This is a genomic window from Thalassospira sp. (assembly GCF_002709775.1).
Taxonomy (GTDB): domain Bacteria; phylum Pseudomonadota; class Alphaproteobacteria; order Rhodospirillales; family Thalassospiraceae; genus Thalassospira.
In genome coordinates, this window is the sequence record NZ_PAQR01000007.1 from 155,461 (window position 1) to 177,246 (window position 21,786).

Here is a 21,786-nt window from a genome sequence, read left to right on the forward strand (position 1 = left end):
TCTAGTCCTTGTCGGGGGTGGACGGGATATTCCATCTGGTAATGCGAAGCCCCGTGCGGCCATCAAGGTCAACCAGTTCACCACGCCCCACGGCAGCACCATTTGCGCGTATCGTGACCATATTTTCCGGCGTGCGGCCGGTTTCAAACACACTGCCGACCCCGGTTTTGTTGAGCTCCGCAAGTGATAGTTGGTGCACGCCAAGGTCAAAGCTGAGTTGCACCGGCAAATCGGCGAGGCTGCTGATGTCGACCGGTTCGGAAACGGCGCTTTCTTCAGTTTCGTTTTCCGGGATGTCGCTGTCCTCGTCGACGATTTCAGGCGCATCGGAAGGGGGCATATTCACGGTAATGACCTCTTGAATAGTGATTTGGGTGCCTGTCCAAACACCGCGCAAACCAAGTCTTTGGGAAACCCGCAACAGTATCGACCCGGTGTCATCGGGGATGCTGATGGTATCGGGGAAAATGACGTCACCAGTGGTGAGGTTCGTGAAATCTGTGAACGAGAGGGAGCTCTCACCGATTTCGAGGCGGACCTTTGTCGGAATGTCAGGTGCCTTGAGCGTCTCATCCATCGGGACCTGCTGACAAAGGGACGCCAGCACTGGCAGTGCACCGTTAGAAGCAAAGAGCATTATTGTGCAGGTCGATGCATCACCGTCTGGCATGCCGTTCAAGGTTGCCGACATGATGTTGTTATATTCAGTAACGGCGTCGCTCTGCTCCAGTCCCAGCAATTCAAAGGTCAGTCCTTGTGTTGCCAGGCTTGCCACCAATTCGCCAATGGCCACTTCAATTAGCGCCAAAGACAGGGATTCCGGAACGTGGCTGATTGGTGTTCCGGCAGGTAAAGTCGCGCTCAGAATATCGCCAAGGAAGTCGACCGGTACTTTGACGGCGATGGGGTGGCTGGCAAGTGTTGCCCGAAGGGTAAAGGCCGATCCCGGTGCAGCGCGTTGGACTTCGTGGCGTGCGAGCATGCTTCCCTGCACCTGCCAGTCACGACCTGCGAAGGTGACGGATGCTGGAAGGCGTGGCATTGCCAGAATGTTCAAGGCCTGACGTGTCTCGCGGTCAATTTTCGGAGAAGCCAGCGGGCGCATATTACTCATAGGCCATCATCCTCGCCGTCTTCATCTTCTTCATCGTCGCCTTGATATTCCTGACTGGATCGGCGGTTGCTATCACCCTCGTTGGTTCCGGCACCGCTGTCCTGCACGGTGATAACGTCGACATCCTTCTGCAATACCTTGGACAGGCGCGACGCAAGGTCGTCTTGCCGCTGATTAAGGAAGTTGGAACTGTCGGCATTGCTGATGACAAATTCCGCCACAAGCCTGCCATCGCGTTCTGAAATGCGAACTTCGGTTCCGGGCAGAACAGCCTCGTTGAGCTGAATGCGGACTTCGGTTGAACCACTGGTTTCGCCGACCATAATGCGCGATGTAAGGTTCTGCGCGAGCTCATTCAGGCGGTTGTCGCTTGCCATAGGTGACAGTGGCTGAGCAGGTTTGACCGGCTGGGATTGATTGGTGTTCATCTTGCCAAAAAGCTGCATTGGCGACTGGGGTTCGGATTGACTGTTACCCTGGCCTTTGTCATCGCGCCGGGAGCCCGAGCCATCCTGACCGCCGTCTTTGTCACCCGATTGTTGGTCACCTTTGCCCTGTTGATCGCGTTCGCGTCGCTCAAGGGACTCATTGAACCGTTTCACATCATCCTGCGCCGGGGGACTTTGATCCATTTTGGGCCCGCTGTTCGAAGACGTGCTTTCGGTGTTGACCGTGCTGTTGCTTGGGGCTGACGTGCCGCTGGTACCTACCATCCGTGCTGCTCCTCTTCCCAGCTTTCAATCATGACCGGCGAGGTGAACTCTTCCATCTCCATCTCTTCCTTGTAGGCCAGCGCCTCGCGCAATTCTGCGTCGTAGCTTTCAGCCAGATCTTCGAATTTCTCACGCTGACGGCTGGCTTCACTCAGCCGCTGTTCCGCAAGATGAACCGCCTCAAGAGCCTGCTGATGGGCCTTGTTTGCATCATCGATTGAAGTCTGAATTGCCTGTTCTTCATCACGCAGCATCAGGATGCGGGTGCGCAATTCTTCGATTTCACGCACCTTGACTGTCTTCTGGCAGATCTCGGTGAATAACTGATCCTGATGCTCGACCATCCAGACACGGTATTCTTTAAGCTTGTTCTCAAGCTCGATAACCTTGTCGGCCGCTTTTCGCGCCTCAAGCCGTGCCAAAGACAGACGACGTTCGGCACCTTGTTCGCGACGGATCTTGAGCTCAAGGAGTTCGGCGAAGATGTTCGACATTAACCGACGACCTCCTGCAATTGCCGCAGGGTTTCGTCGAACGGAACGAGTTCATCGGTCTGTTGCTGCAGGAAGGCACGGATCGCACCAATCTTGTCGAGTGCCTCGTCAGACGCGGCATCTGTACCGCGTTGATATTCGCCGACTTTCACCAGCAGCTCAATCTCGTAGTATTTCGCCATCAGTTCCCGCAGGCGCCCGGCGGCGGCCTTGTGTTCGGGGGTGATCACGGCGTTCATCACACGGCTGGCAGAGGCCATGACATCAACGGCGGGGTAATGGTTCGCCGATGCCAGTTTGCGAGACAGAATGATATGACCATCAAGGATCGAGCGGGTTTCATCGGCAATCGGTTCATTCATATCGTCCCCTTCAACAAGGACGGTATAGAGTGCTGTGATTGATCCCTTGTCATTCATGCCAACCCGCTCCATCAGTTTGGGAAGGGTGGCAAAGACAGAAGGCGGATAGCCGCGACGGGTTGGCGGTTCGCCGGCAGCAAGGCCGATTTCGCGCTGTGCCCTGCCAAATCGGGTGACAGAGTCCATCAGGAACAGGACTTTCTTGCCCTGATCGCGGAAGTACTCGGCGATTGCCGTTGCGACATAGGCCGCCTTGGCGCGTTCCATTGACGATTTATCAGATGTGGCGACAACCAAGACAGATTTTCGTCGGCCTTCCTCGCCCAGTTCATGTTCGATGAATTCGCGGACTTCGCGGCCACGTTCACCAATCAGCGCGATGACAGTGACGTCGACATCGGCCCCTTTGACCAGCATGCCAAGCAATGTACTTTTACCGCCGCCGGCTGCTGCAAACACACCAACCCTTTGGCCTTCGCCACATGTCAGAACGCCATCCAGAACGCGAACACCAAGGGACAGTGGGGATGAAATGATGCGGCGCGTAAGCGGGTCCGGGGCTTCCTGATAGACCGGATAATGTTGCTCGACGGTAAGGGGGCCACGTTCGGCGACATCAAGCGGACGACCAAGCCCGTCAAGCGTCCGGCCAAGAAGGGCAGGTCCGACCGGCACCATATGTGCGCGACCGGTCGGAATGACTTCCGTCGCAGTCGAGATACCATACATATCCCCGATCGGGGTCAGAAGGGCGGCATCCTTGGCAAAACCCACGACTTCGGCCTGAAGTTCAAATTTTTCGCCGGGCGTGCGCAGAATGCAGATCTCTCCGATCCGGACCGATGGCACAACCGCGCGAATGATCGTTCCGACGACCTGTGCAACCCGACCCTTGATGGTCAGGGGCTGCACTTCGTTCAGCGCAAGTGCCATCATATCCGTGATGTAGGAAAAATCACGCATCAGTTATCTCCGGCAACCATGGGCTTGGTGACGGTTGTGCCTTGACTGCCAAGAACGCGCTCGAACGAGTTGTGAATGGCTTCCAGCTGGGTATCGAGACTTGCCTCGACCGAGCCGATCTCTGTTTCAAGAATGCATGCACCCGGCGCGAGCCGCACATCCGGTTCGACCGACAGATAGGAAATGGCCGGGTAGGCACTCAGCAGGTCGTTGATTTTATCTTTGACGGCCTCACTTTCGGCCGGGTTCAGGCGAACGGTCACCTGATTTTGGGTGCGAACGGCTGCAAGCCCGGTACGCACGATCCGGAAAATAAGGTCCTGGCTGTCGAGTTCTCCGATGACCTTGGTTACGGCAGTGGAAACAAGGCCAACTACATCATGCTCGATCTTCTCAAAGTAGTTTACGGTGCGCGATACGTTGTCGAGCATCCGTTCAGCTTCTTCCAATCGTGCTTCGGCAATACCTTCTTCAAAGCCACGCTTCTTTTCGGCTTCGAAGGCGTCGAGCGCATCTTTACGGATTTGTTCGGCTTCCTGTTTGGCCTGTTCGATTATATCCTTGGCCTGGGCAATCGTATCGACGGTTTCGCCCTTGAGGACGCGCGCGGATGGATCGACCGAGATGGTGCTGTTGGCGTTTCTTATGCGGAATGCCATTGCGGGGCGACCTCCCTGATAACACGTTTGACGAGCCCGCTTGCGACAGGCCCGGACAACGTGATGCCGTCAGCATCAAGCGTGATGTCCTTGGGTAATTTAAGGGCAAGGCGACTTTTCAGGGCATTTGGCTCAGACGTCATCGCGCAGCCAACAATCGCGGCACCGCTTGCCATCAGGTTGTCATTCGTCAGATCGACAATTGATATGCCGGTATCAGGCAAGATTTTTTGTGGTGCGATGAGCGGGCTCTTGTTCAGGACAAAGTCAAACTCTCTGGTGCCGATCCTGTCCTTGCATTGGCGAATATCATTCGGGGTCATCAGGTTGCGGATGCTTTGCCCCGCACTGCAAAGACCAAGAAAACGTACGATCTCGACAAATATTGATGAGGGCATCAAGGCAAGTGCGCGCGAAACGGCATCGTCAAAAGCCGTGACCCATTTTCCGATCAGATCAAATTCTTCGAGCAGATATTTATTGAGATGCCCGGCAACGGAGCGCGACGTTGCCGCAGCTTCAATTGTTGCCGTTTGCAAGGTTGATGGCAGTCGGGTCTGATCGACATAGCCCAACGGCAGAAAATTGAAGGCATATGTTCGCGCCCAGTCTTCCCGGCGCGCCATTGCTGCGGTGAAATCCGCTTGAGTTTGCGAACCATCACTCAGCATTGGCTGGCTCGCTTGCCGTTGATGACCGGAAATTCAGAAGGTCCGGCTTCTTCCAGAGAACAGCCAGAACCCCGACCCCGATCAGGCTGAGACACAGCGCAACAATCAGTCCAATCAGCGTGACGGAGAAATCACTTGCGGACGAGACGGCGACATCAAACCCCATGACGCGGGTGACAGGGCGCATGTCCGAAGTAGAGCTTGCAGCGATCACTGCAGAAGGAACCAGGATCACAGACACATTGTCATAGGCTAGTTGCGAGATGCTGTTCACGACAAGCCGTTTGATCTGGGGAACGACGTTTTCAACAACTGAGTCCGGTTCATGTTTGATGAAAACAGACGCAGAGGCCGGGTCGCTTGCTGCAGACAGGCCCGTGCTTTCGCTGGGCAAGACAACATGCACGCGCGCCGTGACAACGCCGTCAATTTGGGTGATGGTCTCAGAAAGTTCCTGTGACAGCGCGTAGATGTAGCGGACCTTTTCTTCAAGCGGTGAGGAAATCAATCCTTCCTTTTTGAAGACATCGCCCATCTTGACGAATTGCTGTTGGGGCAATCCTTTCGCACGCATGATGCCAAGCGCTTCGGCGACATTTTCGGATCCGACGGAAATCACCAGACCTTCTGCGCCAGGCGATTTCTGTGCATCAATGCCGGTATTGAGCAGCACAGACAGGATCTGGTTTGCCTCATCTTCCTGCAAACCCGACACCAGTTCGACTTGTTCGCTACACGCCGTTAACGCAAGGCTGACGAACAGCGAGATGAGCAACTTTCTGAGCATGTTCAATTTATTGGGCCTTCATCAACTGATCGACGGTTTGGGTTGATTTGGACACAACCTTGCTGACCAATTCCTGCTGGATCGCCCAGCCGGTCACTTGCATCTGAAGTTCAACCATGCCTTTGACGTCCATCGCACCGGAAGACGAGGAATTGTGGAGCGTATTCAGGATGTTATTTTCTTGGCCGCCCATCTCGGTGCGCATTTTTTCAAGGCCGCCAAGGATATGATCACCAATTGAACTGACCTTGCCTGTTACCTCTTCGCTCAACCCGGTAGGTGGAAGGGCAGCTGGTGTAATCACAGCGGCATGTTCGTCCGCGCCCGAGACTGCGGGCGACATGGTCGCGTTGAACTTTTCAACATCGGCCTCTGCTGCGGGAATGCGTGCCTGGGGGATCTGGGTTGCTGCATCTGCGACAGCAGTCGGACCTGCGCCAGGAATGGCGGCTGCTAAGCCATTGATTAATGCCATGGTGACCTCCGTCTAGACCGTTTCAGATTTGATGGATTGTGCCAGTGCGACAGCCTGCATGTCGGCGTTGCGCGAGATGACGCGATCAAGCGGAATTTCGCTTTCTGCGGCGCGTCCAGCCATTTTCATGCTCATGCCAAGGAAGGCCAGAGCCATGTCATTGTCCGGGTCCTTATCGAGAACGCGTTTCTGCAGCGTTGAAATTGCCTGATCGAATTTCTTGTCTGTTAAATCAGCAATAGCGAGGCCGATAACGGCCCCGCTTTCGCTGGGATTTGCTTCCAGTAATGCTTCAAGGATGTTTCTGGCAACGCTTGGCAAACCACGTCCGGCTGCCAGAAATCCTATTTCAGCAAGTAATTTGCTTTCCGGTACATTTACGGGAGTCATCCCTTACCCCTTGTTGTGATCAGATTTGCAGGATGTTGCGCCGTGTCTGGCTGTCCTGTTGGATCTGTTGTTCGAGCTGCGAGCGAATGTCTTTCATCATGTCGCGCCAGGCTTGCTCTGCCTCACGCAGGTTGTCCATTTGCTGGCGACTGACATCCGAATGCCCCTGATCTGCTTCGGCATCAGCTTTGGCCATTTCGGACTCGCGTGTCGAACCAGCTGCTGCGATTTGACCGATACCGCCAGCAACATTTCCAAGAGCGCTACCAGCTTGGTTTATACTTTGGGCTTTGGTTGATGCCGCGGTTGCCGCTTTCGAGAAGAACTCGGCCGTTTTTGTCATGCCGTTTTTGGTGGCTGCCGTCGCTTGGTCGGCGTACGACGCACTTGTATTTGACGCCTTCATCGCCATTCCGGCAGCGCCCATCTGGATCAGGCCCGACCCAATCTGAACTGCGCCCTGAATTGCTGCTGCTTCAAATGCCTTGTTGGCCGCTTTGCGCAGGTTTTCGACCTTGCTTTCCATTGCTGTAACCATCTCGTCCATCCGGTTCAGACGGTCTTCACGGTCAGCTTTGCGGTTTTCGGTCGACATTTTGTGCATGAGTGACATGACGGCAAACATGTCGACGGCTGCATTATCGCCATCCCCGGGCAACTTATTCAAAAGTCCTGAGATGTCCTTTGCTACCGTGTTGCTTGGGGCTGCAAGGGTCGGGCTGTTCCCGTCCTTTGAAATTCCAAGGTCGTTGATATCGGCCGCATTGCCCTGACGTGCGGCTTGCGTGGCTTTCTTGCTGCCGGTGGCGTTCGTGCTTTCTGCCTCGTTGAGCTGGTCAATATGCTGCAACGGGTTCGGCGAATTGGTATTCGAGATTGTATTGCTCATAACCATTTCCTTTTGGGCCGTTGGCCACGTTTAGATCATACGGCGCGTAATCTGCATTTTTGTTTCCGCAGTCGAAGACACCATCTCCGCGACCTTTTGCATGCAGTCTTGTGCTTGCTCGACAATTTCCTGCAGACGATCTGAATCCTCGTCCATCAAGGCCTGCAGCTTTGCGAGGAACTTTTTGATGTCGACCTGATCTGCTGCTAGTTCGTCCGCATCCCGCTGATCAGCGGCAGCCGCGATGTTGACTCCGCCAGAGGTCACGTTTGCGGCACCACCAATCACACCAGCAGCAACAGAGACCTTGGCAAACAGGGCAGGGGCTTGGGAGACCGCGTTTGCTGCACCAACCCCGGCAGCCAAACCGGCGACCGCAATGGCAACCGTAAAGGTGATCCCCATGATCATCCCGGCTTTTTGCGCCATTTCTTCATCGTTGGGATACATGGCCTTTCCAAGCGCCATGGCACCCGCCTGCAACGAGAAGTCGGGTCCACCCGCCTCCACTGAAATTGTCGAGGCCAGATCAACCACCGAAATGGCAGCAACAGCAATCAGAACACCGGCAACCAGCGGCGACGCAGCTCCTGCTGTCACTACAGCCAGGGCGACGGAGGCAACGACTGCGGCGATCTTGCCGATGATGCCAAATATTTTGCCGATCTTGGCTTTGGCCTTGGCATCCGCAATCTTGTCCCACTGCTCCTCCATCTTTTTCTGGAGCTTTTCATTCTGTTCTTTTTTGATTTCGCCGTTATTACGCACTTCCTCTGCCGTAGCCTTGGACATCTGGTCGCTCAGCTTCGATTTTGCTTGCTGCAACAACATGACCAGGCTTTCGAAATCTTCGTTCGCCGGTGGCGCAAGTGTCGGTGCGTTAGACGGACCGGTCAGCTCCGGCGGCAGGTTCTGAGCCGCACCATATTTTGCGCCAGCCTTGCCAGCTTGAGCTGCCTGTATGTTCTGTGCGTTTTCAACATCGGTATTTCCGGGCAGCGGTGTCGCGCTGCTATTGTTTACGCCAATGGTACTCATTTTATTCCTCCCTTCGCGGGACTGAACAGGCGCGACCGATCATGATCCATCCAGATGGGCACAATCGTCGTGCGACCTAATAGGTGCCGTGTCTTTTGCGAGGGCCTAGTTGCTGGCCAATGCATCAAGCAGCACATTTGCACGGTCGCGTATTGCGCTTGCTTCTTCGCCTTCGACTTCTTCCAGGACATAGCCAAGCATTTCTTTGGCATCGTCAATTTCGCCGATGGCGATCAGACATTCCGCGATATGGAGCTTCGGCTCGACATCAAGGGGGGCAATTGCCAAAGCAGCGCCATAGGCCTGAATGGCTTCGGGGAACATCTGCATCATCTGGCAGGATGCCGCCAAACCCTTGTGGTATTTCGGCTCGAAGTGATTATAGACGCTGAGCATCGAGAAGGTCTGTGCCGCATCGTGGTATTTTCCTTGGCGATAGGCATTGAAACCAAGCGCATAGATCGCCTCTAGTTCGTCCTCGCCAAGGCCGCGAAGGGCGGCAATCGTGCTTTTGTTTTCAAAGAGCTCTGTTGCCATCGTTTCGATAACTTCAGGGTTGATGCTGTCACTGGTTTGCTCGGTGGTCATCAGCTTGTTCCTTTTCTCAGGCTCAGCGCATGTTGCCGACAATAGCGTCGAGGGATTTCTGAATTTTCTGCAGGGTATTGGACAGGGTGTCGAAGGCCTGATTGCGTTTGTTCATCAGACTTTGCATCCGGATCATGTCGAGCTGTCCTGTAGAGTTCAGGCCATCGATCTTGCCTTTGATGTCGTTGATCCAGGTGTCGATGGTCTTCTGCTGGGCGTCGAATTTTCCGGTACCCGGTTCGTTGATGCGGCCATCAGCAGAAGAGGTTACGTTGACATTCGGAAGGCCACGCAGGTCGTCCATTGAGCCGTCGCCCGGGAGCTGCAGGTCAATTTTGACGCCCTGTTCTGCCAACTGGCGGACGATTTCGCGGGCCTGCGACTTGTTCGCACCAAGGTCGGCCCACTTATCGGGGTTATCACCAGAGGGACGGACCGCGCGAAGCGAACTGAGCAAGTCATTAAGCTGGCGAACCTGCTCGTTGCGCGACTGGATTTCCTTGATCTGATCAGCCATCTGGCTTTCAAGGTTGCTGGCGCGTTCGGCCTGAACCAGCATCATCATTTCTTCCATGCCCATGCCGGGCTTGATGCCCTCAACGCCGTTGACGTTATTACCAGAAACTCCGGTCACCATGGTTTCGTCCTCCGTAGGTGGATTAAGCGCCGTTAGCGCATGTTGCCAACGATGGCATCGAGGGATTTCTGAATTTTCTGCAAGGTGTTCGACAGGGTGTCGAAGGCCTGATTGCGTTTGTTCATCAGGCTTTGCATCCGGATCATGTCGAGCTGGCCGGTTGAGTTCAGGCCGTCGATCTTGCCCTTGATGTCATTGATCCAGGTGTCGATGGTTTTCTGCTGGGCGTCATAGCCATTGCTGCCATACTCATCAGAAATCCCGTCTCCATGGGTCGTCTTGACCGTGACGTTCGGCAGGCCTTTCAGATCATCCAAGGAACCGTCATCAAGGAGCTGAATGGTTACCGGGACCCCTGCTTCGGCCAGAGCGCGAATGGTTTCGCGTGATTCCTGACGATTGCTACCAAGGACGGCCCACTTATCGGGGTTATCACCAGAGGGACGAACCGCGCGAAGCGAACTGAGCAAGTCATTAAGCTGGCGAACCTGTTCGTTGCGCGACTGAATTTCCTTGATCTGGTCTGCCATCTGGCTTTCAAGGTTGCTGGCACGCTCGGCCTGGACGAGCATCATCATCTCTTCCATACCCATACCGGGCTGAATACCCTGCACACCAGATGTTGCGCCTGCACCGCTTACACTGCTCATATCCTCAACTCCTGCTTGTCGTCGTTTCCGAGTATTGGTCTGCCTGGATGTCTTTAGATTGGTCAGATCATCCGGCGCATGCGCTTCATCGAGGCGCTGGTCTTTGTCTGCACCTGTGTCAGGCTTTGACGGGCTGCGTTGACTTCCTGCTCGATTTCTTCGAGGTCGGCAGAAAGCTGCGCACGGCCTTTTGACTTTTCGCTTTCCGGCAACGCGCCAAAGGCCTGGTCCATTGCCTCACGGCTGACACCACCTTTGGAAAACAGCGCATCCGTTTCCTTGATCGCGCTTTCAGCCTGATTGCACAGCGCTTCGAGCTGTTTGACGATTTCAAGTGCCTGAACTTCTGGTTCGACTGTCATTTTTCGTCCTTCGGTTTGCTTGGTTAAAACCCTGCGTCGTTGCCTGATCCAGCAATTTGGAAAGCGTTGCGACCCTTTCTGCAGATTAAGTAACAGGCGATCAGGATCAGTTCCCTGAGCCGTGCATTTTTTCGTGCAAACAAGTTGGAAAATTCAGGGAACTGATCGGGGGATTTTGCCACTTAATATTCAGCACGCGTGTGTGCGATCACGAATAAAGGGAGTTGGCGTAAATGGTGGGGCTTGAAGGTGTTCAGTCTGCCAACATTCAGAATCAGAATTCCGGTCCTCAATCCGATATCGGTCAGCGCACCGGATCGTGGCAGGGCCAGAATGTTTCTGTGCGTCAAAACCCGACATCAATGATTGCTGATGCCGCAGAAGAAATGACTTTTGCTGCTTCTGAAAAAGAAGAAGCAAAAGGCATTCAGGAACGCACGGTCAAACAGGCGGCATCTCGGCAAATTCCGACGGTCGAGAAGATCAATGAGTATATTCAGACTGCAAACGAAGCGTTTGATCAGGGCAAGCTTGAGCAACTTATCGCCAAGCTGAGATCCGGGACGAACCCGTTTGAAGCCGCGTCTGCATTCGGCGATATTACCGATCAGTATGCCGCCTTGTCTTCGGCCTACCATGAGCTGGAAGCCGAAGGTGGTTTTGATGACATTCTGGAACAGCTTCAGGACGCGATTGAGGAGCTCGATGACGACTTTGGGCCAGACATTCGTGCCGGGTTTAACATCGCATCAACCGCCTCGCTGTTTGGTGCAGGCAATAGCGAACGAACCCAGTCATTCCGGGACTGCTATCGTGGTCTGATCGAAGAGGGGCAGACACTTGCGCAGTCCTTCTCGGGGATTTGTGAAAGGTTTGGACGCGACGAGCTGCCCAATGCCGTGGAAAAGCTCCTGCGTGCGGTTGGCGATGATTTGAGTGCACAAGGACCGTCAAGCGAGCCGGTTCTGCTCAAATCGTTGATTGACGAATTGTATGCGGTGGAAGTGATCGGTACAGGGCTTGAGCAGTGCGACATGCTCTCGGAAAACATGGAACGCCGTTTCGGGTGCGATAGCGTGGAACCGGTCGCCGTCATGCAGGGCTTGCTTGATATTGCAGCGGCTGGTTGGACCACCAAGGATTCCTTTAACCGGCTTTTGAACGACAGCGGTGTCGCCGAGACCGAAGCCCAAATCGGCTTCCTTCAGGAAATCAAAACAGTCGTAAGAGAGATGCCGTTACGGGCATTTGCGGACCAGGAAGCCAAGGACAAAGTCATGATGGCCCTGCAGGAAAGTCTGGATGACGTGATCGAACGCGAAGAGGATGAATTGTTGTGAACTGGATCGAAGAAACCCTCAAACGGTTCGGTGAGGAGATCGGCATCGAGAATCTTGGTTTGTCCGAACTGGCAGATGGTCGAAACGGCCTTGTTCTGGATTTTGATGATGGTGAGCGATCGGTCTGTTTCGAACAGGCGGGGGATGATCTTCTGGTGTATCTGTCGCGTCATATACAGCATGTTGATGATGCGAAGCTGGCAGAAGCCCTGTCTTTCGGGAACTACAAAAATACGCGGACCGCGGGCATACAGGCGGCCCTGCGCGGCGAAAACACCTTGGTGTTTTTGACAAGAATATCTGCGGCACAAGTATCCCACATCAAACTTGAACAGTCGTTGGAGCTGCTTCAGTCGGCCCATGAGGCACTGGATGGCCGTTAGGCCTTCCGGTGATTTTGGAAACGCAAAGGTCAGGTACAGAAACGATGGTCGATATCAGAATTGGCGGTTTCAATTTCAATCAGGGAATTGATCGCATCATCAATCAGTCCGACGAGGTAAGTAAGCAATTGCCACAGGCAACATCGTTGCCGCCGTCGCAGGATGTTGGTGTCGACAGGCTTGCTGCTGTTTTGGACAAGCCGGGTATCAAGGATGTGCTTGAAGCGGAACTCAAGCCGGTGATCGAAGATCGCGGGCTCCTTGCGCCGGGCGCATTCAAGCAGGCTCTTGGCGATGCCATAACCGAGCTTGAGCGCCTTCGGACGGAAGACAGCCAGAATGACAAGGCCTACAAGGCAGCCATTCGTGTGTTGAACGAAAACCGTGAAATCGAAGGCATGCTGCAAAACTATGTGCGCGCGCTTTTCAAGGGGTAGGAGACAGGTTGTTGAGTGACGTTTCAGTCGAGCCTCGTGAGGATGATAATCGGGTGAATTCGGGTCCGGAAACTGGCGGAGAAACATCATCCGGGCTGCCGGATGCAGCGATTAGCACCGAAGCCCGAAAAGCATCCGCGATCGTTGATGCAAAGGCAAGCGGCTGGAATGTTGTCGACGCACTTGCCTTTTTCTATGCGCAGTATGGCAAATTCCGCCATTCCCGGGCGCTTTATGCTGCCCTTTATGCGCAGTTCCCCGAAAATCAGAGATACGGACTTGGTCTCGCCAGTGCCCGGTTGGCCTGCGAGGACTATGAAGGCTGCCTGAAACTCGCGAATTATTTGGCAACGCGGCCAAACCCGCCGGCGAGTGTTTTCTTCCTGATGGCGCGATCTCATCATGCACTTGGGCATACCAAAGAGGCGCAGGAGGCCGTTCAGGCCTTTCTCAATAAAAATGAACAGCAATCAAAGGTGCCAGCTTCAGCGCCAGCTAAGAACAGAGTGAAACAGAACTGATGGAAAAACTGCAGAAACTCCTGCTTCTTGCGACCAACCGTACAGATATCGTTCTTGCGATCTTGCTTGTGGCTATCATCTTCATGATGATCCTGCCGCTGCCAACGCAGCTTGTTGATGCCCTGATTGCAACGAATATGGGGCTGGCTGCCATCCTTTTGATGGTTGCTATGTATCTGCCAAATCCACTGGCGTTCGCGGCGTTTCCGGCTGTTCTGCTGGTGACAACTCTGTTCCGGCTGGCTTTGTCGATCTCGACAACGCGACTGATCCTGCTGCAGGCTGATGCGGGTAGTATCGTTAAAACATTTGGCAACTTCGTGGTCGGCGGCAACCTGGTTGTTGGTTTGGTGGTCTTTCTGATCCTGACAATTGTCCAGTTTGTTGTGATCACCAAGGGTGCTGAACGTGTGGCCGAAGTCGGCGCACGTTTTTCACTTGATGCAATGCCTGGCAAACAGATGTCGATCGATGGCGATATGCGCGCCGGTGTGATCGATATGGATGAAGCACGCCGACGTCGCGGTCTGGTCGAAAAGGAAAGTCAGCTTTATGGCGCCATGGATGGCGCGATGAAGTTCGTCAAGGGTGATGCGATTGCCGGCCTGATCATTGTTGCTGTCAACTTGATCGGTGGTATGGCGATTGGCGTGATGCAGCGTGACTTGGCTGCTGGCGAAGCGGTCAATATCTATTCCATCCTTACAATTGGCGATGGCCTGATCGGGCAGATCCCTGCACTGTTTATCGCCATTACGGCCGGTATCATTGTGACCCGCGTTTCGGTCGAGGAAGATGGTGCCGGACCAAGTAACGTTGGTAAGGATATTGGTGGACAGGTCCTTGCACAGCCACGTGCCCTGATGATTGGCGCTTGTATCATGCTCGGGTTTGGTTTGATCCCGGGGATGCCAACGGGCACGTTCATTGTTCTCGCGCTTATCATTGGTGGGGTCGGGACTGTTCTTTTCAGGGCGCAGAATGCTGTCGATGCCAAAAGCAAGGGCTCCGATGCCACACATCTTAAGTCCCTTGCTCCTGCCGGGCAGTCATATTCCGAACGCGAAGAAGACGACACAGGCGATGAAGTCGTTCTGACCGTGCCGCTGCTGTTGGATGTGTCGGCAAACATCAAGGAGTTCCTGAGTGCGGAAAGCCTGAACAAGGAACTGATGAAAGTCCGACGCGCGCTTTACTATGACCTTGGCGTTCCGTTCCCGGGGATTCATTTGCGTTTCAATGAAAATCTTCCAGCAGACTCCTATCGCATATTGCTTCATGAAGTGCCCGTATCCCAGGGCCGTTTGAAGCCAGACATGCTGTTTGTTCGTGAACCTGCTGCGAACCTCCAAACATTGAACCTTGCCTATGAAGAGGGTGAAAAGTTCCTGCCGGGATTGAATACGCTTTGGGTCGATAAAAAACACCGGACCATGCTTGATAAAAGCAAGCTGTCCTACCTGAGCCTTGATAGTATTCTGACCTATCATCTGGCCTTTGTTCTTAAGAAATATGCGGCCGACTTTGTCGGCATTCAGGAAACACGATATCTGTTGGCCAGTGTCGAAGACCATTTCTCGGAGCTGGTAAAAGAAGTTCAGCGCGTGTTGCCGCTTCAGCGCATCGCAGAGATTTTCCAGCGGCTGGTTTCCGAGGAAGTTTCCATCCGAAATCTGCGCGCGATCCTCGAAGCCCTGATTGTTTGGGGCCAGAAGGAAAAAGACACAGTGCTGCTTTCGGAGTATGTAAGGACGTCGCTAAGCCGCTATATCAGCTACAAATATAGCGGTGGCAACAACATCCTTCCGGCTTATCTGTTTACCCCGGATGTTGAGGATACAATCCGCAATGCGATCCGACAGACTTCTGCCGGCAGCTATCTTGCGCTTGAGCCGGACGTATCGGCGAGGTTGCTTGAAAACATCAAGAAGACTGTCTCGGATATATCAAGCTCTGCGCACAAACCGGTCCTTTTGACGTCGATGGATATTCGACGCTATGTGCGGAAATTGATCGAGGGTGATTTGTATGAATTGCCGGTCCTGTCATTCCAGGAATTAACGTCCGAGATCAATACTCAGCCACTCGGTCGCGTGACGCTCTAGGGGACGATGCGACCGAGTTTGAATTCGAGCCGTATCTGACCCCAGTGCTTCTACTTCAGACGTCTGCTGAGAGGTTTTTGATCGTCTCTGCGAGCAAGTGATACGACGTTGCATGGTCGATCATCGGGCCATTCTCAGCACAGTAGTTACTGAGTGCTTTGTCGAGCAACATATCAACCGTCTCGGCGGGCAGGTCGCTTGGCTGAATGCCCAGCTCCTTACAGCATGCGACAAATTGCGGTGTTTTACGGACCGCTGAAAACTCCAGTCGGGTGGGGAGCATGATGCCCTCGTAAAGGGACTGGATTTCCTTTGCGCGCAAGACAGCAGCCTTGATTTCGTCGGAGCTCAGAACTTGTTTGTTGTCCGAAACACCAAGGCTCACTTTATCCATTGCCATCGCGCTGATTTTTTCGCCAAATGCCGTCTGCATTTCGGCTGTGAAAACGCTATGGGCATTCAGTTCCGCGACGGACACATCACCGGAATCAACGGCACGTACCCACTTCACGCGCCGGCCACTGTCGGGAAGTTCGCCGACGGATTCTACCTTCAGGCTTCCATTGTTGCCGTTTAGCAGGACGTATTTGTCCTCCTGGGCAGCATTCAGAATCTGGGTCAGCGTGGCGGAATTATTGATCATTCGTCGGTCCGTATGACAGTGTGCCTGTTTAAGTGGTTAAGGTGTCATTGAAAACTAGCCGGGTCGCTGTGGCAGCGCTATCTGGCGAATAACTTCAACCGACTTCTCGAGCAGCACAGATACATCACTCAAGTCCGGTGTTGCAGCACTTTTTTTACTGGAAAACAGGTCTGATAGCTGTTCATCTACTTGTTCACGTTTGTGGTCGTCGAGGTTGTTCGGGTCTATTTTTGCAAGATTACAAGCAGTTACAAACCCATCGCCGTTTCTCGTCGCGCTCATAAAATTTTCGATCACAAAAGAGTTATGCGTGGCCTGTTTTTGATCGTTCTGCGCCAGTGCAATTTTCCGATCCAAAAGTGAAGCACTGCTCTCTGACGGCGGGGCAATGTTTTGCTCGGCAAAGGTGGAATGGGCCCGCGATATTTGTGCTTTCTCAAACGTACCAAACTTCGCAAGCGCGCCGCTGTCGCCTTCAAGCATTTCCTTGGTCAGGGCACGGACAGCTCTTTCGCCAATTTTGCCCGGTCCGGTTTGCGCACTGTCATCCTGCGGTCGCGCGACACCATTGGTCTCATGCGTCGAGACATTCTGGGATGGCAGATTGTCGTTTCTAATACCGGTCATGGTTTCAAGGCAGGTGCCTGATCTCCTGAAGCGTAAATGTATGCCGCTTTGATTTTGTTACACAAAGGTCCCGATTGGTTCCTTATCTTGTGGTGCCGTTTCCTGTGAGTCTTGCCCTTCTTTCGACCAATCCCGCCATTTTTCAACGGTTGAAATAAATTTCTCCAGCTCGGCGGTCAGTTCCTGTGGGGTCAAGTCTTCCTCACCAAACGGCTTGGTCAGGCAAATGGCCCCATCATCCTGATCAAGCGATAACGTAGCCCCGCCTGTGGCCCGCCAGTAGAAATTTGCCTTCAACAAAGTTCTATATGGGGTGACGGCGGCAACAACACTGCCGACATAGGCAAAAAACAGGATACGCTGATTGGCTTTTTCTTGGGCGATATTGATGATGATGTCGTCATCGAATGCCAGCATGCAGCAACCGAACTCGTCAAATGCAAGGCTTTCGATGCCGATGCTTTTGCCGAAATCGGAGATCAGCCTTTCAGCTTTTGTTTGTGCGGAGTGATCTGTCATTGCTAAGACGCCGCAGGAAGATTGACGATTTTCGGGGTGATCATGAAGAAGCGTTCGCGCCGCTCGTTGCTTTGCTCTGTCGAACGGAACAAGATACCAAGCCCCGGAATGTCGCCAAGCAGGGGAACCTTCGATTCATTGTCAACTTGCGTTTCATAGACATATCCCCCGATCAGGAGGCTCTCGTCCCGGCCAACGACGGCTTGTGTGCTAATCGTGCTGCGTTGAACTGACGGGATTTCATCGACCGTTGTCTGGTCATCAATCGTGCCATCTTCGATATCGACATCAAGCTGCACGGAATGCTGGTTGCTTTGCGAGATCAGGCGCGGTGTCACGCGAAGCATGATGCCCGCCGTGACAGGGAACAGGTTCGCCACCCGTTCACCAGAAACGCGGACATAAATCGTGCGGCTCAGATCAAGTACCGCTTCAAGATTGTCGACCGTCAGGACAGACGGTCGCGAAGAAATTCGTGCATCGCCGCTGCTTTCAAGTGCACGGATCTTGGTCAGGAAGTAACTGCCTGCTGACGTCAGGATCGTATTGAGATTGGCATCCGGACCAACAGCGACCGAGAGTTCGTTCTCGCCGGGTGTTGCCGTTTCAATGTTGCCAAATCCGCCAGATACATTGCCGTTCTGACCGCGCCAGTCGACCCCAAGTTCTTCCAGTTTGGACACGTTAACGTCGACAACTGCCGCTTCGATTTCGATCAAGGCGACCGGAATGTCGATCGTTGACAGCAGGGCTTCGTACTGGCTTATCCGATCCTTGGTGTCGCGAATAATGACGGCGTTCAGGCGGGGATCGGATTGTATCCGAATTTGAGCAGGGCCGGACGGAGCATCATTCTGATAGTTCTGGTTGCGGTTGCCGGCAGCAGAAACACGCTCCTTACCGTTCAGGCCTTCCCCTTCCAGTCCTTCGAGCGCCACGGCACTTTCAGGCGATCCGGGCGTCTCGCGCACCTTGATGGCCGCCCCGGCATTTCCGGACTGCATCAGATTGCGCAGAATGGTGGTGACACCAGGAATGGTAACTTCCTTGTCACGATAAAAGAACGTTCTGTCTTCGGCTGATGCGTGTTTGAGCCGATAGACATAGATTGATGTCTCGGCTGACTCTGCGTCTTCGGGCAGCATGCTGAGTACTTCACGCACCAGTCCGACATAAGGTGGCGGCCCGGAAACAATGACAGCATCGTTTTCCGGAAATGCAGTGACACCAAATTGTGGAAAGACGAGGCCAAGTTCTTCTAGCGCGCTGCGGGCATTGCGGGCGGCACCGCGCGGCAAATCAATGCGGCTGCGTGTGATTTCGCTGCGCGGATTTACGTAAAGCGTGCCACCGTAATAGAACCATACAAGACCGTTAGTTTGCGCCAGATCATCCAGAAATTGTTGTGGGGTGGGCGCAAACAGCCGCCCGTTTGCAACACCGGTCACATTGCGGCCGGTAACCAGATGAATGCCATAGGCTGCGGCAAATGATTGCAGGATATCGCGAATAGGTTCGTTACGTGCATAGACCGAAAAGCTGGTTTGCGGCCAGTCCGGGGTCGGTGCAGCAGTCTCACCGAACTGCAGTGTCTCCTGCGCCTGCGCTGTGGCAGGGTGGAATGCGAAGGCGGCGACAGTTGTCGACCCGGCAACAAACAATGCACGTGCAAAATGGCGCAGTGGTGATGATACGCGCTTCTGAGAATGTGCGGCACGCGTGATCGAGAGAAAATTCAAAGTGGCAGCAAAATGCATTTATCTGACCAGCAAGTTTGGTTGGATGAATTGGGGCTGTGCCGTCACGTTGGCCTGCTTCCGCGCGGAAGGTGCCGAAGGGGCAGCTGCCAGATTGTCTTTCCACCAGAAAAGGTCATTGACGAAATCACCAACGATTTCCTCAAAATCCATCGGACGGGTGTTTCCCTCGATGAGCTGGTGGATGAACAGGGTGTCCGTTTGCTTGTCGAGTGAAAGGCAGGACTGACTGCTTGCTGCCCGACCAAGTGCAAACTGCATGCTGTTTCGTAACATCGACGTTTTTGTATCGGTATCTGCCGGCAAGCGTCGCAGGCGACTGGAAAGAAGAATTTGTCCGCCCGGAACATTCGAAAGCGTCACGTTATGCCGCCCGTCGAACCGAAGACGGTATGATCCATCCCGTCGCTTCGCAGGTGTTTCGATCCGAAGGGAACGGGCAAGTTCAGAAACAAGTGAGGTGAGTTCTTTTTCAGACATGGAACTTCCCGATTTGCGGCGAATTCGACGTTATGGCGCACCCGTTTTTCATTCGGGCAGATGCACCATTTCCACACCTTTAGTGACAAGCAGACCAATAGAGTTCCACACTTTTTTTGCTTGGTAGCCAAGGCCTTGTTTGCGAATATTTGACCAAGGATTCTTGATTTAACCGGTGAGATTTCAGGTGCAATTTGTCGTTCTTTTCGGCCCTCAGGCCGGTGCGCATGTTACCCTTCACTCAGGCGACTATGTTGTCGGCTGTGGTGAAGAAGACGATGTTGTGGTCATGGGGCGTGGTGTTGCAAATGCGCATTTCAGATTTGCGATTGATGAGGCCGCTGGGCGACTGAAAGTCCTGAAATGTGAAAAGACTGTCTTTTCAGAAGGTGCACATGCGCTTTCTGAGAATGACGAGATTGCCCTGCCTCAGAAATTCTGGATCGGTGATGTTGTTATCGGGATTGGTGGTCTCGAAACCCGTTGGGACGAACCGAAGTTTGAAGAGTCCCCGCATGCGGTTGATCGATCTGTTGTTTCTGATGACGCAAACAAGCCGTCTGATAACGGAGCAGAGGCGCTCGAAGGTGGGGCAGGGGATAAAACGTCGCTACTAGGTCAGGGCGGTCTGACGGATGATGCGACAGGCGCTACAGGGGAAGCCGACGCTGCCACAGACGAGGCAGTCGCTATTTCGGACGATGGCAGGAAACGAAAGTCGTCCCGGTCTGTGATGCTGATCCCGATTGTGGTGACAACGGTTGCGGTCATCGGTGGTTTGCTGATGGTCTTTATTGCCGGTGATGATGAAAGCATTGCCACGCCTGCTCCTGGCCAGGTGATGGTTCCAGGGCAGGAAGAGTTCAGTGAAATTACAACACTTCTTGCCGGTATCTCCGAGGTTAGTGACCTTAAGGCGACATTGATCGACGGCATTCCCCATGTTGCCGGTTACGCACCTACGACCCAGACGGTAGAGATGATATCGACCGCTGTATACGGCATTGCGCCCGAGGCCCGGATTGATGTGATTGCAGACAGTGAACTTGAAAAGCGTGCGGCATCGGTGCTTTCGGGCAGGGGTGTAAAGGTCGACAAGGTCGAAGATGGTGTCGTTTATGTCAGCAGTGTTGTCTCCGATCCGGGCGCAAAAGAGCAGCTCGTTGCCTTCGTTCAGGAAGAGGTTGTTGGTGCCGCAGGTGTCGATGCAGAAAAAATTTATGAGATCAGGGAACTGATTGACGTCTTTGGTGACCAATTAAAACGTCAGGGAATTTCCCAGATTTCGCTTCGAAACTTGCGTGACGAGATCATCGTATCGGGTCGTCTGGAATGGTCGAAGCTGAATGACTGGGAAGATCTTCTGGCGCAGTGGACTGATGAATATGGGTTGAACTTCCGTGATGCCCGTCCAGTGGTTTTGGACGGCGACAATATGCCTTTTGAATTGGTTGCCGCCGTGGGCGGGGACAACGGGTTCTTGCTGCTTTCCGGGCAGGAAAAGGTGCATATCGGCGGCGAAGTTGCCCCGGGGTTCACCCTGAAGTCGGTTACAGATGGTGCGCTGGTGCTTCAGCGTCATGACAGCGAATACATGATTGATATCAGAGAGACAGAATGAACGAGCAAACTGCGACACATATTCTGGATATCGAAGAAAAACTGGCCGGCGAAGATCGGGCTGATCACGCAGATCAATATTGCGACCGTCTTGAAGCTGCCGCGATGCAAGTGAAGCGTCAACTTGATCAGGGCGTAGCCCCGGACCAGTACCGCGTTTTGTCAGGCTTGCTTGAATCGTACGAGGCCGCGCAAAAAGTCGTTCGGATGGTATCGGGCACAGCCCAGAAGAGCTAACCCGAAATCTTTCGGGATGTGAATGAAACTGCCAATTCGTCATACATACCCCTTGCGGGTGTGCGTTTCTGAAAGGAACTTCTGAAATGTCGTTGAACTTCAACTCCGTTGGCCAGTCGCTTGGCAATAACATGAAGGCCAATGAAGCAGATTTCGAAAGCTTCATGCAGAACATGGATTCATCTGATCCGAGCCAGATGATCGAAATGCAACGCAAGATGCAGGAATGGACCTTGTCTGTTCAGATGCAGACGTCAACGATCAAGGCGCTTGGCGACGCATTGCGCGGTGTCATCCAGAAAATGAACTGATTTGTCAGCGGTGC

Annotated in this window: 28 protein-coding genes; 8 read left to right on the forward strand and 20 right to left on the reverse strand. The window is 53.7% G+C overall.

What is annotated here, in order from left to right; translation table 11 throughout:
* Nucleotide 1: 1 nt before the first annotated feature.
* From sctQ to CMO10_RS03910, 15 genes are all read right to left on the reverse strand, one after another.
* A complete protein-coding gene (sctQ, locus tag CMO10_RS03840) occupies nt 2–1,114 on the reverse strand; it encodes a type III secretion system cytoplasmic ring protein SctQ (protein WP_297018945.1) in 1,113 nt (370 codons plus the stop codon).
* Nucleotides 1,111–1,827, reverse strand: a complete 717-nt coding sequence (locus CMO10_RS03845) for a type III secretion HpaP family protein (protein ID WP_297018946.1) — start codon at nt 1,825–1,827, stop codon at nt 1,111–1,113. The genes sctQ and CMO10_RS03845 overlap by 4 nt, the downstream gene beginning before the upstream one ends.
* Nucleotides 1,821–2,321 (reverse strand): type III secretion system stalk subunit SctO, encoded by a 501-nt coding sequence (sctO, locus tag CMO10_RS03850; protein WP_297018947.1) that lies wholly within the window; start codon nt 2,319–2,321, stop codon nt 1,821–1,823. Before sctO ends, CMO10_RS03845 begins: the two co-directional genes overlap by 7 nt.
* Complete coding sequence (sctN, locus tag CMO10_RS03855; protein WP_297018948.1) at nt 2,321–3,646, reverse strand: type III secretion system ATPase SctN; 1,326 nt, start codon at nt 3,644–3,646, stop codon at nt 2,321–2,323. Before sctN ends, sctO begins: the two co-directional genes overlap by 1 nt.
* Nucleotides 3,646–4,305, reverse strand: a complete 660-nt coding sequence (locus tag CMO10_RS03860) for an HrpE/YscL family type III secretion apparatus protein (protein ID WP_297018949.1) — start codon at nt 4,303–4,305, stop codon at nt 3,646–3,648. Before CMO10_RS03860 ends, sctN begins: the two co-directional genes overlap by 1 nt.
* A complete protein-coding gene (locus CMO10_RS03865; protein ID WP_297018950.1) occupies nt 4,290–4,976 on the reverse strand; it encodes a SctK family type III secretion system sorting platform protein in 687 nt (228 codons plus the stop codon). Before CMO10_RS03865 ends, CMO10_RS03860 begins: the two co-directional genes overlap by 16 nt.
* A complete protein-coding gene (gene sctJ / locus CMO10_RS03870) occupies nt 4,966–5,763 on the reverse strand; it encodes a type III secretion system inner membrane ring lipoprotein SctJ (protein ID WP_297018951.1) in 798 nt (265 codons plus the stop codon). The genes CMO10_RS03865 and sctJ overlap by 11 nt, the downstream gene beginning before the upstream one ends.
* A gap of 7 nt (nt 5,764–5,770) precedes the next feature.
* Nucleotides 5,771–6,238: an EscI/YscI/HrpB family type III secretion system inner rod protein gene (locus CMO10_RS03875; RefSeq protein WP_297018952.1), complete on the reverse strand. Its 468-nt coding sequence runs from the start codon at nt 6,236–6,238 to the stop codon at nt 5,771–5,773.
* A gap of 12 nt (nt 6,239–6,250) precedes the next feature.
* A complete protein-coding gene (locus CMO10_RS03880) occupies nt 6,251–6,628 on the reverse strand; it encodes a tetratricopeptide repeat protein (RefSeq protein WP_297018953.1) in 378 nt (125 codons plus the stop codon).
* 19 nt (nt 6,629–6,647) lie between these two features.
* Nucleotides 6,648–7,517, reverse strand: coding sequence for a hypothetical protein (locus CMO10_RS03885; RefSeq protein WP_297018954.1), 870 nt, complete (start codon nt 7,515–7,517; stop codon nt 6,648–6,650).
* 30 nt (nt 7,518–7,547) lie between these two features.
* Nucleotides 7,548–8,555 carry a type III secretion system translocon subunit SseC family protein gene (sctE, locus tag CMO10_RS03890; protein ID WP_297018955.1) on the reverse strand — a complete coding sequence of 336 codons (1,008 nt, stop codon included), beginning with the start codon at nt 8,553–8,555 and terminating at the stop codon, nt 7,548–7,550.
* A gap of 105 nt (nt 8,556–8,660) precedes the next feature.
* Nucleotides 8,661–9,143, reverse strand: a complete 483-nt coding sequence (locus CMO10_RS03895; RefSeq protein ID WP_297018956.1) for a SycD/LcrH family type III secretion system chaperone — start codon at nt 9,141–9,143, stop codon at nt 8,661–8,663.
* A 22-nt stretch (nt 9,144–9,165) separates the two neighbouring features.
* Nucleotides 9,166–9,780, reverse strand: a complete 615-nt coding sequence (locus CMO10_RS03900) for a hypothetical protein (protein ID WP_297018957.1) — start codon at nt 9,778–9,780, stop codon at nt 9,166–9,168.
* Nucleotides 9,781–9,812: 32 nt separating this feature from the next.
* Nucleotides 9,813–10,430 (reverse strand): hypothetical protein, encoded by a 618-nt coding sequence (locus CMO10_RS03905; RefSeq protein WP_297018958.1) that lies wholly within the window; start codon nt 10,428–10,430, stop codon nt 9,813–9,815.
* A 62-nt stretch (nt 10,431–10,492) separates the two neighbouring features.
* Nucleotides 10,493–10,792, reverse strand: coding sequence for a hypothetical protein (locus CMO10_RS03910; protein WP_297018959.1), 300 nt, complete (start codon nt 10,790–10,792; stop codon nt 10,493–10,495).
* A 233-nt stretch (nt 10,793–11,025) separates the two neighbouring features.
* Here CMO10_RS03910 and sctW point away from each other — a divergent pair, with 233 nt between their 5' ends.
* Genes sctW through sctV form a run of 5 tightly spaced genes read left to right on the forward strand, consistent with a single transcriptional unit; the run spans nt 11,026 to nt 15,578 of the window.
* On the forward strand, nt 11,026–12,132 hold the full coding sequence (gene sctW, locus CMO10_RS03915; RefSeq protein ID WP_297018960.1) for a type III secretion system gatekeeper subunit SctW: 1,107 nt from the start codon (nt 11,026–11,028) through the stop codon (nt 12,130–12,132).
* Nucleotides 12,129–12,515, forward strand: a complete 387-nt coding sequence (locus CMO10_RS03920; RefSeq protein ID WP_297018961.1) for a CesT family type III secretion system chaperone — start codon at nt 12,129–12,131, stop codon at nt 12,513–12,515. The genes sctW and CMO10_RS03920 overlap by 4 nt, the downstream gene beginning before the upstream one ends.
* Before the next feature lie 44 nt (nt 12,516–12,559).
* Complete coding sequence (gene sctX, locus CMO10_RS03925) at nt 12,560–12,952, forward strand: type III secretion apparatus assembly protein SctX (RefSeq protein ID WP_297018962.1); 393 nt, start codon at nt 12,560–12,562, stop codon at nt 12,950–12,952.
* Between the two features lie 11 nt (nt 12,953–12,963).
* Nucleotides 12,964–13,473, forward strand: a complete 510-nt coding sequence (locus CMO10_RS03930) for a hypothetical protein (RefSeq protein WP_297018963.1) — start codon at nt 12,964–12,966, stop codon at nt 13,471–13,473.
* On the forward strand, nt 13,473–15,578 hold the full coding sequence (gene sctV, locus CMO10_RS03935) for a type III secretion system export apparatus subunit SctV (protein ID WP_297018964.1): 2,106 nt from the start codon (nt 13,473–13,475) through the stop codon (nt 15,576–15,578). Before CMO10_RS03930 ends, sctV begins: the two co-directional genes overlap by 1 nt.
* A gap of 55 nt (nt 15,579–15,633) precedes the next feature.
* On the opposite strand, the gene CMO10_RS03940 is transcribed toward sctV, so the two are convergent.
* The 5 genes from CMO10_RS03940 to CMO10_RS03960 are packed head-to-tail and all read right to left on the reverse strand — an operon-like array spanning nt 15,634 to nt 19,604.
* On the reverse strand, nt 15,634–16,221 hold the full coding sequence (locus CMO10_RS03940) for a hypothetical protein (RefSeq protein WP_297018965.1): 588 nt from the start codon (nt 16,219–16,221) through the stop codon (nt 15,634–15,636).
* Between the two features lie 54 nt (nt 16,222–16,275).
* Nucleotides 16,276–16,848, reverse strand: a complete 573-nt coding sequence (locus tag CMO10_RS03945) for a hypothetical protein (RefSeq protein WP_297018966.1) — start codon at nt 16,846–16,848, stop codon at nt 16,276–16,278.
* Between the two features lie 57 nt (nt 16,849–16,905).
* A complete protein-coding gene (locus tag CMO10_RS03950) occupies nt 16,906–17,367 on the reverse strand; it encodes a type III secretion system chaperone (RefSeq protein ID WP_297018967.1) in 462 nt (153 codons plus the stop codon).
* A 2-nt stretch (nt 17,368–17,369) separates the two neighbouring features.
* Nucleotides 17,370–19,124: a type III secretion system outer membrane ring subunit SctC gene (sctC, locus tag CMO10_RS03955; protein ID WP_297018968.1), complete on the reverse strand. Its 1,755-nt coding sequence runs from the start codon at nt 19,122–19,124 to the stop codon at nt 17,370–17,372.
* Nucleotides 19,125–19,604 carry a CesT family type III secretion system chaperone gene (locus CMO10_RS03960; RefSeq protein ID WP_297018969.1) on the reverse strand — a complete coding sequence of 160 codons (480 nt, stop codon included), beginning with the start codon at nt 19,602–19,604 and terminating at the stop codon, nt 19,125–19,127. It abuts the gene before it with no gap.
* A 187-nt stretch (nt 19,605–19,791) separates the two neighbouring features.
* On the opposite strand from CMO10_RS03960, the gene CMO10_RS03965 reads away from it, so the two are divergent.
* From CMO10_RS03965 to CMO10_RS03975, 3 genes are all read left to right on the forward strand, one after another.
* Entirely contained in the window at nt 19,792–21,225 is a 1,434-nt protein-coding gene (locus tag CMO10_RS03965; protein ID WP_297018970.1) for an FHA domain-containing protein, read from the forward strand.
* On the forward strand, nt 21,222–21,461 hold the full coding sequence (locus CMO10_RS03970) for an EscE/YscE/SsaE family type III secretion system needle protein co-chaperone (RefSeq protein WP_297018971.1): 240 nt from the start codon (nt 21,222–21,224) through the stop codon (nt 21,459–21,461). The genes CMO10_RS03965 and CMO10_RS03970 overlap by 4 nt, the downstream gene beginning before the upstream one ends.
* 86 nt (nt 21,462–21,547) lie before the next feature.
* Nucleotides 21,548–21,772, forward strand: coding sequence for an EscF/YscF/HrpA family type III secretion system needle major subunit (locus tag CMO10_RS03975; RefSeq protein WP_297018972.1), 225 nt, complete (start codon nt 21,548–21,550; stop codon nt 21,770–21,772).
* Nucleotides 21,773–21,786: the final 14 nt, after the last annotated feature.